10 protein-coding genes are annotated in these 15,356 nt (G+C 46.6%); 3 read left to right on the forward strand and 7 right to left on the reverse strand.

Annotation, left to right across the window (positions count from 1 at the left end):
* Positions 1-60 precede the first annotated feature (60 nt).
* Positions 61-3,303 carry a response regulator gene (locus tag ACSQ8P_RS33030; protein WP_436239056.1) on the reverse strand — a complete coding sequence of 1,081 codons (3,243 nt, stop codon included), beginning with the start codon at positions 3,301-3,303 and terminating at the stop codon, positions 61-63.
* An 85-nt stretch (positions 3,304-3,388) separates the two neighbouring features.
* Positions 3,389-4,627, reverse strand: a complete 1,239-nt coding sequence (locus tag ACSQ8P_RS33035; protein ID WP_436239057.1) for an EAL domain-containing protein — start codon at positions 4,625-4,627, stop codon at positions 3,389-3,391.
* Positions 4,628-4,927: 300 nt separating this feature from the next.
* On the opposite strand from ACSQ8P_RS33035, the gene ACSQ8P_RS33040 reads away from it, so the two are divergent.
* Entirely contained in the window at positions 4,928-5,641 is a 714-nt protein-coding gene (locus tag ACSQ8P_RS33040; protein ID WP_436239058.1) for a response regulator transcription factor, read from the forward strand.
* Positions 5,642-5,815: 174 nt separating this feature from the next.
* Positions 5,816-6,433 carry a hypothetical protein gene (locus tag ACSQ8P_RS33045; protein WP_436239059.1) on the forward strand — a complete coding sequence of 206 codons (618 nt, stop codon included), beginning with the start codon at positions 5,816-5,818 and terminating at the stop codon, positions 6,431-6,433.
* Between the two features lie 226 nt (positions 6,434-6,659).
* Here the strand turns inward: ACSQ8P_RS33045 and ACSQ8P_RS33050 are convergent, their stop codons facing one another.
* The 3 genes from ACSQ8P_RS33050 to ACSQ8P_RS33060 form a co-directional block, all read right to left on the reverse strand.
* Positions 6,660-7,970: a voltage-gated chloride channel family protein gene (locus ACSQ8P_RS33050; protein ID WP_436239060.1), complete on the reverse strand. Its 1,311-nt coding sequence runs from the start codon at positions 7,968-7,970 to the stop codon at positions 6,660-6,662.
* 27 nt (positions 7,971-7,997) lie between these two features.
* Positions 7,998-9,440, reverse strand: coding sequence for a SulP family inorganic anion transporter (locus ACSQ8P_RS33055; RefSeq protein WP_436239669.1), 1,443 nt, complete (start codon positions 9,438-9,440; stop codon positions 7,998-8,000).
* Positions 9,441-9,617: 177 nt separating this feature from the next.
* Positions 9,618-11,111, reverse strand: coding sequence for a DHA2 family efflux MFS transporter permease subunit (locus ACSQ8P_RS33060; RefSeq protein WP_436239061.1), 1,494 nt, complete (start codon positions 11,109-11,111; stop codon positions 9,618-9,620).
* A gap of 227 nt (positions 11,112-11,338) precedes the next feature.
* On the opposite strand from ACSQ8P_RS33060, the gene ACSQ8P_RS33065 reads away from it, so the two are divergent.
* Positions 11,339-11,938, forward strand: coding sequence for a TetR-like C-terminal domain-containing protein (locus ACSQ8P_RS33065; RefSeq protein ID WP_436239062.1), 600 nt, complete (start codon positions 11,339-11,341; stop codon positions 11,936-11,938).
* Positions 11,939-12,014: 76 nt separating this feature from the next.
* On the opposite strand, the gene ACSQ8P_RS33070 is transcribed toward ACSQ8P_RS33065, so the two are convergent.
* The gene (locus tag ACSQ8P_RS33070; RefSeq protein ID WP_436239063.1) at positions 12,015-12,881 is read right to left on the reverse strand and encodes a hypothetical protein; all 867 of its coding nucleotides are present in this window, start codon (positions 12,879-12,881) and stop codon (positions 12,015-12,017) included.
* A 25-nt stretch (positions 12,882-12,906) separates the two neighbouring features.
* Positions 12,907-15,354: a heavy metal translocating P-type ATPase gene (locus ACSQ8P_RS33075; protein WP_436239064.1), complete on the reverse strand. Its 2,448-nt coding sequence runs from the start codon at positions 15,352-15,354 to the stop codon at positions 12,907-12,909.
* Positions 15,355-15,356 lie beyond the last annotated feature (2 nt).

The following is a 15,356-nucleotide window of genomic DNA, read 5'->3' on the forward strand; positions in this document are numbered from 1 at the left end:
CGGTATCAACGTCAACATCAGGCCTCTTCGTCCGCTACGCTTTCAACATTTCGAACACGCTCAGTGAGTTTCGCCTAACGCCACAGTGGCACTGCGCTGTCCAAGAATCCCATCGATCTCATGCTGAATTCGTTTCAAAATGTATATGACTTCCTCAGTATGTATGCCCTTCTCCAGCTCTTTCTCCATAGCGAGCACCTCCGCCACCAGCGTATCCGCGTAGAAATTCACAGCGATCCCTTTCAGGGTGTGGATCTTCCTTTTAACAGCAACGAGCTCCCCGCCAACTATAAATGGTATCATCTGGTCATAGAAGTTATGGTAATCCTGCTTAAATTTCTCCATCATATACTGGAAAATATGCAGCTTCTGATCAATATTCCGCATTAATTGCTCCGCACCAACCCCTGGATATTGGTTCAACAAGCTCAATTGATTCCATTTCCCTAACATATCTATCAGCTGGCGCTCCGTAATCGGTTTAATAAGCAAATCATTCATTCCCAGCTTCAGCAGCTGCATGTGATCCTGCATAAGCATATTCGCGGTGAGTGCCACGATAGGCACGTGATTCAAATGCTTGCGCTGTCTCAGCTTCTGTGTAGCCTCATAACCATCCATCTCTGGCATATGTATATCCATGAGAATCAGCATCCATGGCTGGTTGTCAGCTAAAGCTAAAGCATCAAGGCCATTCTGTGCGATCACCGCGTGATAGCCCAATTGCTTCAATTGCTCAGAGATGACGAGCTGATTGATCTCATTGTCCTCTACCACGAGAATGTTCCCTTTGGACTTCGTTACCTGCTCCGCTTCTGTATGCGACATCAGAGTAGTTTCCGCTACAACAGTTCGGATCTCCCTGTGAGCTAATCCTTCGATAGCCAGCCTCAGATTAGCTCTGCTTACTGGCTTCACGAGCACAACATCAGCTTGCAAAGCCTCCGGCAGCTCTGACATCAGTTCCCTGCCATCAAGTGTCGTATAGGCGATTATCTTCGTACGTGAACGGTCGATTGGTGCGATCACTCTCTCTAACCTATCCTGACACTCGAGATCATCCATTTGCATATCGAGAAGCACATAGTCAACAGGCGAGTCATTCCACGCATCCTTTTCCAACGCAGCTACTAATTCCGACGCAGTCGCTACGCGTTCTGTCTCCAAGTGCATCGCTTTAAGTAATTCAGAGATATGCTTTGCAACGAGAGGATGGTCTTCGGCAATCCGAATTCGCTGATTCTGACAAGAACTAACCTTCGTCTGTTCGACATTAGGCTGCGCCTCCTCTTCGGCACGAGCTTTCCCTAGCATTAAGTTGAAATAGAATCGACTGCCTTGCCCAAGAGTGGACTCCACTTGCAAAACACTGCCCATGGACTGAACTAAATGCTGGCAGATGACAAGCCCTAAGCCTGTCCCCCCATATCGCCGACTCATTGACGTATCTGCTTGTGAGAACGGAACGAAGAGCTTCGAGAGCTGCTCCTTAGAGATTCCGATGCCTGTATCTTCCATGGCGAACGAGAGTAAGTAACCCTCATCAGACCTTTCCTCTAGGGCGACTTTCAATCTCAAATAGCCCCTCTTCGTAAACTTAATCGCATTATTCGTTAGATTAATGAGTACTTGCTCTAAGCGAAACGGATCACCACTTACGAAATCAGGCAGGTCCTCCGACGTTTCGAGTATAATCTCGATTCGGTTCTTGCCTAACGATACACTCGTAAGATCAGCTACCTTTTGGAGGGATGCCTCCAGTGAGAAATCTACCGTTTCTAAGGTCATTTTCCCCGCTTCAAGCTTCGAAAAATCAAGAATATCATTAATCGTAGCAAGCAGAACATTAGAGGATGAATCAATTTTGCTTAAATAATCCTGCTGAATCGTAGATAGCTCTGTCCTTTGTAAAAGCAGAGACAACCCGATGATCCCGTTGAGCGGCGTACGTATTTCATGACTCATCCTAGCTAAGAACTGGCTCTTGGCCCTGTTGGACTGATCCGCTTCTTCCCGCTTCTTCAGATCCGTGATATCGTGGACCGTTCCCGTTACACCATCAATTTCTTTCTCCCCTTCCGTGAATAGGGGCGATAACGTCACATTATAGGCATGCTCGGACCCATCCGGATGCAGGAGATGAATACCGAACTGTTGCGTTTTCCGCTCCAGAATGGTTTGCTCGAACCCTATTTCCCATGTCTCCGGCTCGTCCATTTGGACCAATTCGGTTAGCAGCTTTCCTTTCACTTGGTCGGCATCCATCTGGTATGTCAGATACATCTTACTATTGGACGAGGCAATGGTACCATCCAAGCGAAATCGAAATATGAAATCTTCCGAGTTTTCTACCAAGGTCCGATATTGTTCATCCCTAGCTCTTGCTTTAATTAAAGCAGCGCGTTGCTCCGTAACATCACAAGCAGAACCGATCAATTCAATCACATGACCATATTTATAGATGGGCTGTAGACTTACTAGAATTGTAAAGCCGTTGTAGTCATACTCGTAACTGACACGTTCACCCTGCCAAGCCTTCTCGTAATATTGCTGGACACGAACCAGAAAAGATTCGTTAAATACATTCACTTCACTTACTTTCTTGCCAATAAACTGACTAGGTTTCATGCCTAGCATTTGCAGAAGCTGGCCTTCAATCACTATGTAAACGTATTCATCACGATGTTTATGGAGCTTAAACGTGAATCCCGGTTGAAAACGTAACATATCAAGCAACTCTTCCTCAACCTGTCGAATCTGCTGCTTATATTCCCGATTTCGAACCAGATAGCGCAAGAAACAAGCGATTACAAAGACGCATATCAACTGGTAGCTGATATATTTCCAAAAGATGTCGAGTGACGCACCGGACACCATCCAAGCCATGACATAATAAAAAACAAAGAAGAACGTTGATCCATACAACCATTTCTTCCAATAGGAATTTATTTTGGCAAATAGGATACCCGTTCCTGTAATTGCTGCAACCCCAATCAGAAGCTGCGGCAAAGAAATCGTACTTTCCATGATGAATCTACCTACCCATAAACTGATAAAGGTAATAAATAAAGAAATCATGCCTCCCATATTAGCAGCCAGCAGCAAACCGACGCCTGGGAAATTCAGACTGACTTGTGGTTCCATTTGAATTCTGAAATTCATCAGAACGACCACAAGCACCCCATGTGCCAAACCTATATAGACTTTATTTAGCCAGGTTGGCCTCTGATCAAGCTTCATGAGGAGAAAGAAGTGTTCCACAAATCCGACAAAGACGGTTATTAACGCAAAATTGATAATCAAATCACGTAACAGTGTAATCACCAACCGTTTCTGACTCTAGTGAGGATACTCATTTAACTTATCCTTCATCATTCTATCATTTCATTTAGGCTAGTTGATACAACATTTCTTCAATATGTCTAACTTCGACTGGTTTGCTAAAATAATAGCCTTGAACGAAGCGGCAGCCATACTCGCGCAGCAACTGCAGCTCCTCTTCGGTTTCAACGCCTTCTGCCACCACAGAGAGGTTCAATTGCTTCGCCATTGATAGCATCGTGCTCACGATGATTGCGTTCACTTGGCCGTGTTGTAACCCTTTGATAAAGGATTGATCTATTTTCATTTTATCCACCGGAAGATCACGCAGGTAGCCAAGCGAGCTATAGCCTGTACCGAAATCATCCATAGCAATGCGGAGACCCAGCTCTTTGAGTTTCCCTAGTGTATCCGCGGCTAGTCTGGCATCAACACTCAAGCTCTCTGTAATTTCAAGTTCTAAGTACTTAGGCTCTAAGCCGGTCTCCTCTAAGATTGCTGCAATGGTTCCACTTAACCGACAATCATTGAACTGCTTGCGCGATAAATTGACAGCTACAAACATGGGTGGAAGGCCCGCGAGCTGCCATTTCCGGTTCTGTCTACAAGCTTCTCGCAGCACCCACTCCCCAATCTCGTGGATAAGCCCGCTTTCTTCTGCAATCGAAATGAATTCCGAAGGCGGGACGTAGCCGATATAAGCATTGTCCCAGCGAAGAAGACACTCCAAACCGACAACACAATTCGTACTGATGTCAACAACAGGCTGATAGACAAGATTAAATTCTTCCTTCGAGATTGCATGGCGAAGATATAATTCAATATCCATCCGTCTCTGCAGCAAAGCGCCATTGATTAACGGAGCGCCAGGCTGCAAGCTGTCCATGTATCCGTCTGATTGCGTGCTTGCGGGATATACGCCTTTAACCCCATTTTGAACAGCAAGCTTGCAACGTTCGAGGAAATAGGTGACTACCCCATCCCCCTCCAAACCCGAAACTAACATCTCTTTATGGAAATAATCGACTGCGCCAAAACGCATCGCTTGGATCGTTTGAGCCGAGCCTTCCGAGGTAAGTGTACTCAGTATGATCACAGGAATAGGACTATGGTCCATGATGAGTTGAAGTGCCGAAAGTCCCAACAAATCAGGCAAGTCCATATCAATGAGGATCAAATCCGGCCTGTCTCGAAACACACATGCCAATGCAGCACTGCCATCTGCTACAACTCCCGACAGTATAAGCTGTTCATCCTGCTTCAATATGGTCGTAATGACCCCCTGAGTTCGTTCCGACCTACTCACTACTAGTACTCCATGCCTGCCTATCAAACTCATTCCCCCGCCACCTCTTCAAGCCATTCTTACTTATACCACCAGTATACTTTCCACTTATTAGGACACTTACTTAAATCTTATGAATTTCACACCTACTTTTCGCTAATATTTTACTAACATTTTTTTAGATTTCCAAGATGAAAACGGTTTACTCTTAAAATTCGACAGCGTATAATAGAATTATTAGCTAAATATTAGCAACATCACTCACCTCATCACTTTATACACATTTCAAATTAGAAAACTATGCGTTAGGGGGAACTTCTAATGGACAGAGTTCTATTAATTGAGGACGATGATATTATCGGTGAGATGATCTGCATGTATCTGAAAGAGGAAGACTTCTTAGTTCTCAGGTGCCACAATGGACAGGAGGGTCTAACGGCTCTACACAGTTTCCAGCCAGATCTGATACTACTTGATCTTATTCTCCCAGACTTTGAAGGTACAGAGCTATGCAATTCCTTACGAGGACTAACACCTGTTCCGATTATTATCATCTCCTCTAATTCCAAAGTCAGTGAGAAAATTGAAGCCTTTACCGTTGGCGCCGATGATTATTTATGCAAACCATTCAGTATGCATGAAATGAAGGCCCGCATCCAAGTCCTATTACGTCGCTTCAAAAAGGAACTACCCGCTGAGCAACAGCCTGCTACTCCTACCCCGATTCGCCAACGGATTACCGTTCCCGCCATGGAGCTCCAAATTAATTTAGAGAAACGAACCTTGCACGTACGAGGTGAATCGATCGAAATGACCTTCTCTGAGTTTGAGCTCATTCGATTGCTAGTTGAACATCCTGAACGGGTATACCGTCGCGAAGACCTGATCAATGCTTTACGCGGATTCGACTCCTACATAAATGAGCGGGCGATTGATGTACATATTACGAATTTGCGCAGGAAAATCGAGATCAATCCCAAAGAGCCGAAATATATTAAGACCGTATGGGGCGTAGGCTACAAATTTGTAATCTAAGCCAATTACATATTGACCCGATCCAGGATTGGATTTGGTCTTATTTTTTGTTCGCTTTTTTATAAAAATAGTAAAAAATGGGTTGACCTTCCAGTGTTATTGCGTTATTATTTGAATTCTGAACACCGCTGCCGCGGTAATGATAACTATGTAACTTACAGGTGAGGTAATCGAATGCACAATGATAAGTACATGAGGAAGTTAGGTAAGCTAGGTCAAGGGAAGAACGTATTATCTGATTTATTAACTAACACCCCAGAGCACGCTGAGCATGAAACGGAAGATCATCTAGTCGCTCTGAAGAAAGCTGTCTGGGCTGCGGATATCCCTAACCATCTCGATATCATTCATGTGGGGGAGGACCATATTCATATTTTTAGCTCCACAGTGGAAACCCCCTATGTCATTCCGGGCGGCATCCTCGATCTGAATCATCAATTCAACTTACGAAAAGCGCCAAACCAAAGGCAGATCGCACTGTGTATCAAATGGCTGTCTTGTCTCCTGCCGCCTACCTTACAGACTTTCGCTTGTATCGGCAGAGGACTCCATGCCCTGCAACAATCACCTATTGAGCTTGAACAGAATCTCTATTGCTTGCGCGAGGATTTCCTTCTTTTTGCACAGCAAATGGCCCTTCAAGAGGTTCATACCTTTGCTGCTGATTCCCCCTCCAAGCCCGTTTGGGTGCAGGAGGTTGTTGCCTTGCACTGTGTTATTCTAGCTGGATTGTTCAAATCTGGTGCCTCCAAATTCATGCCGCACACAGCGTTTAGAGCCAAATGGTCGTAGGATCACAGAGGGGCAGTTTCCCTTTTTGCCCTCTGGCACGCCTGAGATAGTCGATTTTTCCGACTACCTCGGGGGTCGGGATTACTGCCACAGCACCTATTAGTCCTTTTTCACAAGAAATCCTCGTTTTAGTTCGGAGATATCGGACTAATTGGTTTTCAACAAATAAAACAGGCCGTCCACAAGTAGACTTATCTACTTTACAGGACGGCCCGCTTACACTCACTCATTCTTTCTTCTTCGACTTGATCGAAGCCAATGTTGCCCCCTCAGGCACAGCGTGTCCTCTCGATTTGGACAACCCGATTCGCTGTGAGGTGTAAATCCCTGAATGGCCGGAGAACAAATAGCTCACGATGCAAGCCATGAACATATAGAGGATCCCCTCGGAGCCGAACAACTCCACGCCCATGATAAAGCAAGCTAGCGGCGTGTTCGTCGCACCGCTGAATACCGCGATTAGCCCCAGCGCCGCTAAGAATGGCGCGGAAACACCCAATAGATCGGCAAGCGAGTTGCCCATCGTGGCGCCAATGACGAACAGCGGGGTTACTTCCCCGCCGAGATAACCAGCACCGAGAGTAAGCGCGGTGAACACCGTTTTCCATAAGAAGGCCAAGTGAGCAACTGGCCCTTCAAAAGATTGCTGCAGCAAGGGGATGCCCAGCCCAAGATAGTCCCTCGTTCTGAAAATCGCAACAAGCACAATAATCACAAGACCGCCGACAAAGGCTCGCAGCACGGGGTTCGCGAATAGCCGTGAGTACAGCTTTTTCATCCCATGGGTAAGCTCGCTAAACAGAATGCTGGCTAATCCGAATAGGACCGAGGCCAAAACGACCTTGAGTATAACTCCTGTGGATATCTCAGGGACGCTACCCATCGTATAGTGAATATGATGAATCCCCCATGCCGTGGTAACGAGATGAGCTACCAAGCTGGCAATAAAACAGGGGATCAGCGCTTGATACCTCATCATCCCAATGGCAGCCACCTCTAAGCCGAAGATAGTTCCCGCAAGCGGCGTCCCAAAAACAGAGCCAAACCCGCTGCTGATTCCGCACATGAGCAGGATTTTCCGATCAGCCTCGTCCACTCGGAAGATGCGCCCTATCCATTCGGCGAAGCTTCCCCCCATCTGAACAGCCGTCCCTTCGCGACCCGCTGATCCGCCAAATAGATGCGTGACAAGTGTCCCTATAAGCACCAGTGGCGCCATCCGGAAAGGAATCGCTTCCTTCCCTTCATCATGAAGCTGTTCGAGGATCAGGTTATTCCCCCTGCCCGAATTTTTGCCCATTTTCAGATAGACATACGCCATTAACGCCCCGCCTAACGGTAAAAGAAACAACAACCATGGATGGCTCAATCGCTTCTCGGTAACAAGGTCTAAACTGGCTAGAAACAGTGCCGAAGCGGAACCTGTGACAATCCCCACTAGGCTTCCATAGAAAACCCATTTGATGAATGAACCTATTAGTGCAACATGTATGAATGTAGCGGCATGCACAGCGAGTGCCCTTAAACGATGTTTCAACGTAATTCTCACCCCTCATTGGAAGGCCTAGTGTTGCAGTGGTCCGACTCGATCCATCAGGTGCTTGCTTTCCGCGTTCAAGCCAATAATCGTGACGGTTTTATTGATTTGCTCGTATCTTTGCATGGTTTTGGCAATCGCCGTCACGGCGGAATGATCCCATACATGAGAAGTGCTGAAATCGATAACGATCGCTTTTGGGTCATTTTTATAATCGAAAAGCTCTACAAAATGCGCCATCGTACCGAAGAACAGCTGTCCCGTTATCCGATACACTTTGGAACCATTCTTCTCTATACTCGCGTGAGCCTTGATTCTTGCAGAGCGCCAACCGTAGACCAATGCACTCAAAATCACACCAGCTACAACGCCTAACGCTAAGTCGGATGTGGCCAAAACGACGGCAACGGTCACGACCATGACAAGCGCATCACTCCGAGGTATTCTAGCGAGCGTTCGTAATGAGCTCCAATCGAAGGTCCCGATCGATACCATGAACATGACACCAACCAGCGCACCCATCGGAATTTGTCGAACGACATCGCCGAGAACGAGAATAAGGAATAGCAGAAACACGCCTGATACAAACGTCGATAACCGCGATCTCCCTCCGGATTTCACATTGATGACTGTTTGTCCGATCATCGCACAACCTGCCATTCCACCGAACAACCCTGAGACCACATTCGCGATCCCTTGGCCTTTGACCTCTTTATTTTTGTCGCTTTTCGTTTCCGTCATCTCATCTACAATCGTGGCCGTCATCAGGGATTCCGTCATACCGACAACCGCAAGTGCTAAAGAGAATGGCAGCATGCGCCAGACCAGATCCAGCGACAAATCAATTTGCGGAATATGGAAAAATGGCAGCTCTTGTGTGATTTTGCCCATATCCCCAACGGTCCGAAGATCGAGATTCAGACTCATGGAAATGATCGTCATCACAATAATGGCCACTAGCGGTGAGGGCACCGCCTGTGTGAATCGCGGCAACATATAAATAATAACCAGCGTACCTGCAATCATCAGCAGCATCTGCCAATTCGCCCCTTCAAAGCTGGGGAACTGCGCCATGAAAATAATGATCGCCAAGGCATTCACGAATCCCGTCATGACCGAATGGGGGATAAAGGTAATGAATCTGCCAAATTTCAAAAGCCCCATCACATACTGGAGAATACCCGTAAGTATCGTCGCAGCGAATAAATACTCGATCCCGTATTTCGCCACGACAGGTCCCATCAATGAAGCCATAGCGCCAGTTGCCGCCGAAATCATTCCTCTGCGCCCGCCTACTATCGAAATCGTCACTGCAATACAAAAAGAGGCGTACAGCCCCACCATCGGGTCTACCCCCGCTAAGATCGAAAAGGCGATAGCCTCGGGAATCAGCGCTAAGGCGACCGTTATCCCCGCGAGGACATCCTTCTGGACGTTCGAGAACCACGCCATTTTAAACTTGTGAACCAACAACCTATCTCCACTCCTTCTTCGTGTTTCTTGACCTTTCAGTCTCAGAAAAGTCGGGTCCGTTTGTCAACTTGTCTCATTATACACAAATGTTCGACATCCCTCTAGACCAAAAAGAAAAAGCACAGCACACTCCAAAGGAGCGTACTGCACTTGATTGAGAGACTTCTATTGTTCCTAAGTTGTACTTACCGATTTCCGACTAGTAACAACTTCTGTTTCTTCTTCCTCCGCCTGGCCTACACGTTTAATGAAGAAGGATAGCACCAAACCGACAACTGCGATTCCGATAATAACTAAATAAGAATCATTAATCCCCTGAATAGATGCCTCTTTAATCATTTCCTTCGTAGCCGTCGCTGTTTTACCTGCCGTCATTAACTCGATGACATGTGATTTGGTTCTTGTCGTCATAACGGTGATCAATAGTGCGGTACCCACGCCGCCGGCTACTTGCTTGATGGTATTGGATATCGCGGTACCATGCGCATTCAGCCTAGCAGGCAATTGATTGAGTCCCGCCGTCGTGATCGGCATTAAGAATAGTGCCATACCAAAGCGTCGTCCTGTGGACATGAGCACTAGGTACGTATAACTTGTAGAATCCGTCAAATTGATGAATCCAAGTGTGGTTATGATCGTAATGACCATTCCGATAATGGACAACCATTTAGCTCCGAATTTATCGAATAGCTTACCAGCTACTGGCATCATCAAGCCCATAAGCAATGCGCCAGGGAGCATAAGGATACCAGACTCTAACGCGGTATAGCCGCGGGCATTTTGCAAATACAACGGAAGCAGCATCATATCAGCGTACATGACCATTGTAACCGCGATGTTGATTAAAGTGGTCAAGGTAAACATGTTATGTTTGAACGCTCTAAGATCTAGAAGTGGGTCTTTGATAACCAGTTGACGCCATGTAAACAAAATTAATGCAACTACACCCACAACAATAGATAAGATGACCTCCATGCTTGACCAGCCTTTGCCGCCAGCACTACTAAAGCCGTAAAGAAGGAAACCGAATCCGATGGTTGAAAGAATGGCACCCCACGTATCGATTTTGGGATACTGACGTTCAGAAACATTTTTAAGATACATAAAAGCAACAGCAATTACGATAACAACAATAGGGATGATGCCGTAGAAAAGAGTACGCCACGAATAATGTTCCAAAATATAACCAGCAAGAGCAGGACCGACTGCCGGGGCAAAAATGATCGCTAACCCAACCATCCCCATAGCTCCTCCACGCTTATCTGCCGGGAAGATTGTCAAAATAACATTCATAAGTAGCGGCATGATAATACCTGCCCCAGCTGCTTGAATCAGACGACCAGTCAACAATATCTCAAAGCCTGGCGCCACGGCTGAAACGATGGTACCAATGAGGAAAATAATCATAGACGCTTGGAACAGCTCCCGCGTCGTAAAGCGTTGCATCAGGAACGCTGTTATCGGAATCAAAACACCGTTAACCAACATATAACCAGTGGTCAACCATTGTCCTGTTGAAGCGGCAATATTGAATTCGACCATGAGTGGCGGTAAGGCAACGCTCATAATCGTTTGATTCAGAACGGCAATGAAAGCTCCAAGAATCATAACAAATAGAAGTGGGCCTTTCTTAATAGAACTAGGATCAAATGCTGCAATTTTACTCATACCATTATTCCTTTCACATTCAATTTCGAACTAATTGACATTGTGTTGTATAATAAACTCGATGTAAATAGTATTATAGTCATCAATTCTAATGTTCACAAGCAACAGCTTTTTTATAAATGTTTATTAGTTAACAGTTTCCATGTATTTGTCGTCTATCTATCAGATTATCTACAATGTTTGAAGTAATTGTCGTATAGAAATTTAGAGAGAAGGAATGATCGCTCATGTCAACAAAACCACAACGAATAGACCCACGTGTACTCCGGACGCGTCTATTAATTCGAAATGCCTTTATCGAACTACTTCATGAGCTCGAACTTGAGAAGATAACTGTGAATCGCATCGCGGAGCGAGCGACGATTAATCGCGTTACCTTCTATCTTCATTATCAAGATATTCCCGATATGGTTGATAAGTTGGCTGAAGACATGATTAACGAAATCCATGCCATTTTGAAGGAAGCTCCGGATCCTCCTGGTTTCAATATACAGATCATACAGAACATGCTTGAGCATATCGCAGATAATTCAAATTTCTACAAGGTTCTGCTTGCTTCCAAACGTATTCCTGTATTTACAGAACGGCTCATGAAGCTGATCGCTGATTTTATCACCAGTCGAATGGACAAGTTAGAGGCATCCTCCGCTTTGAATGCTAGAGTTAAGAAAGATATCGCAATCTGGTATGGCTCCTCGGCCATTATTGGTACGATTGTCTTCTGGCTTCGTAATGACTTGCCCTACACGCCAGAATTCTTGACTGCACAGCTATCGGAACTCCTACATCTTCCCAGACCCGATTCTGCTCAAAATCCCAATCCCTAATGGCTCAAAAACAAATAAGCCCCTCATCCTTCCTATTGAAGGACGCAAGGGCTTATTCATACGCTTATTAATGGGCTTATTTCACATTAACAACGAAAGGCACTGTAAACACTTCTCCGTTATGCTGGAACTGTCCCCACAGCTTATAGATTCCCGCTTCTGGGAATGAGGTCGCGAACCTAGCAACAGGACCCGTTGCCTTCTCCTCAAGCGGGTGTACATGAATGTACTGCTCGGCATCGGCTGACAGAATCACAACATGACCTACAGCGCCTAAGTATGGCTGCAGATTCGTGATCTCCTTGTTCGTCTGAGCGTCTCGAATTGTAAAAGAGAGTGTTACATCTTCTTTGGCCTTCGTGCTGCTCAGGGAAAGTTCAACAGCCTTACCGCTAATCTCTTGCCGTAGTTTAGCATCCGCTTTAAGCACCGTATGCTCCGCCTCTTTACCGGCAACCTTCACCCATTGACTGAGCGTTGTGCTAGTTCCGCCACTAGGAATAAAATCAGCGATGAGCTTATAGTCTCCACCAGCCTCGAAGCTTGCGCTGACCGTAAACTTACCATTTCCTTGGTAGGCTGGATGGATGTGTTGAAAGGACGATAGATTATGATTCACTATAATCAAATGCAGTAGCTTCTCATGATTCACTTGAAAATCAGTGACTGGCTTGCCAGTATGATCCGTAATTTGGATCGTTAATTCCGACTTCTCGTTCGCTTTCAGACTTGTCGATCCGAAGGTGAACGAAGCTTTCAGGTTCGTGGATGCCTCAGGCATTCCACCCCCATGCCCGCTGTGCTCATCGGCACTTGCTGGGCTAGAGGCTGCTGCATGACTGCCATGCTGGCTCTTGCTGGCTGCCTCTTTTACACTGCCGCATGCGCTTAGTAGCAGCACTGCAAGCACAGCTGCGATAAGCCCTATTTTCTGAATATACACGCGCTTTTCTCACTCTCTTCTATATTTAGGTCAATTCGTTACGAACCTTCACTCGTTGAAGACGAAGTGCATTAAGAACAACAGAAACCGAGCTTAATGCCATCGCGAGACCCGCAACCCAAGGCGCTAATAAGCCAAGTGCAGCAATCGGTATCCCTAACGTATTGTATCCAAGTGCCCAGACCAAATTTTGTTTGATGTTGCTCATCGTTTGACGGCTCATGTAGATGGCATCCGGAATGCTGGCTAAGTCCCCGCGCATGAGTGTCACATCAGCAGCCTCCATGGCCACATCTGTGCCCGTTCCGATCGCCATCCCAATGTCAGCCGTCGCTAGCGCCGGTGCATCGTTAATACCATCTCCAACCATCGCCACTTTCTTTCCTAGAGCCTGAAGTTTCTTCACTTCTTCCGCTTTACCTTCGGGTAGAACCTCCGCACGTATATGCTCAATACCCACCTGAGCTGCGATCGCTTTGGCCGTCCGCTCGTTATCACCGGTGATCATGATGACCTGAATGCCCATAGCTTTCAAACGGCTAACCGCGGCGTGTGACGTTTCTTTGACGGTATCCGCTACACCTACTATACCCCCGTACCCTTTATTGATGGCAACAAGCATGGCTGTTTTACCGGACCCCTCCAGCTTCGACATCGTGTCATAGGCACCCTTCGCATCTATACCGAATTGTTCCATGAGACGTCGTGTTCCGATGAGCAGCTCTTTCCCTTCAACGACAGCTTTAATGCCATAACCGGGGATGGCTTCGAATGATTCTGTCGCTGGTAGTTCAATGCCCATGTCTCTAATCCCTGCCACGATCGCTTCTGCGAGGGGATGTTCCGAGTTTCTTTCCGCGGCGCCTACCAGTCGTAGGAATTCCGCTTCGTCACCTTCAGCGTACACATCGGTAAGTGCTGGCTTTCCTTTGGTGATCGTACCTGTTTTATCTAAAATGATTACATCAATCTGATGGGTCTTCTCCAGATGCTCGCCGCCTTTGAACAAAATACCCAGTTCGGCTGCGCGCCCTGATCCAGCCATAATCGAAGTCGGTGTCGCTAAGCCTAGCGCGCAAGGACAGGCTATAACCAAGATGGCTATGGCTTTTTCCAGAGCCCCTGCAAAATCACCCGGTGTCGCCACGAAATACCAGACTAGGAAAGCGAGAAGGGAGATACCCACTACGATAGGGACGAAAATCCCAGAAATAACGTCCGCCACCCGTTGGATCGGTGCTTTCGAGCCTTGTGCTTCTTCGACGACTTTAATAATTTGCGCCAGCGCTGTTTCTTTCCCGACCTTCGTTGCTTGGATGCGAAGCATGCCATTTTTGTTAAGGGTTGCCCCTATAACCGCATCACCGGGATTCTTTGCTACCGGCAGACTTTCGCCAGTGAGCATCGATTCATCAACGGAGGAAGAACCTTCGAGCACTTCTCCATCTACCGGTATTTTATCTCCAGGACGGACGAGCACGATATCCCCAGTAATAACTTCTTCTATTGGTATGTTGAGCTCTTGACCTTCACGGATGACCAAAGCTGTCTTCGCCTGCAATCCCATCAAAGACTTAATCGCTTCCGATGTCCGTCCCTTAGCTAGTGCTTCAAACAATTTCCCCATAATGACTAACGTAATCAGCACAGCGCTTGTTTCATAGTATAGAGACGGTCCGTGATGCATGCTGGCGCCCCCGATAACCCAATCAATCGTCAAATACAGACTATAGAAGTAAGCTGCTGACGTTCCCAGTGAAACCAGTACATCCATGTTGGCAGAGCCATTTCGAAGCGCTTTATATGCACCTTCGTAGAATTGTCTTCCGATGTAAAACTGAACCGGCGTTGCCATCATCAATTGAAACCACGGATTCATGAACAATTCCGGTATCCAAATCCATGTTGTAAACGAAAAGTGGCTGACCATCGACCACAGCAACGGCAATGATAAGATCGCAGATAACAAAAGCTTACGCTTTTGCTTTCCAATCTCTTGCCGCCTATGTTCAGCAGGATCACCTTGCTCTTGTTCAGGGACTGCTTTGTAGCCGAGCTTCTCCACCCGATTCTGCATATCCAATACCGTAAGTTCGGCTGGATTGTACACGACATGGGCCGTTTCCATTGCAAAATTCACCGTGGCCGCTCTCACACCAGGCAACTTGTTTAAGGTCTTCTCAATCCGCTGGGCACAGGCCGCACAGGTCATGCCTTCAAGCTGTAAATCAACGGCTTCCTTCGCCGTATCATAGCCTAGCTTCTGAATGCTTTGTTCCATCTTGGCAGCATCGATGCGACTAGGGTCATAAGTTACCGTTGCTCGTTCCATCGCGAAGTTGACATTAGCCTCCGTGATCCCTTCCAGCTTGTTCAAACCCTTTTCAATTCGATTAGCACAAGCGGCGCATGTCATTCCCGTGATCTGCAGTGATGTTTGCTTCGTTGCTGTTGCTTCATTAGCAGTATCCATCA

Source organism: Paenibacillus sp. LjRoot153 (genome assembly GCF_964253085.1).
In the GTDB taxonomy this organism is placed as follows: domain Bacteria; phylum Bacillota; class Bacilli; order Paenibacillales; family NBRC-103111; genus Paenibacillus_E.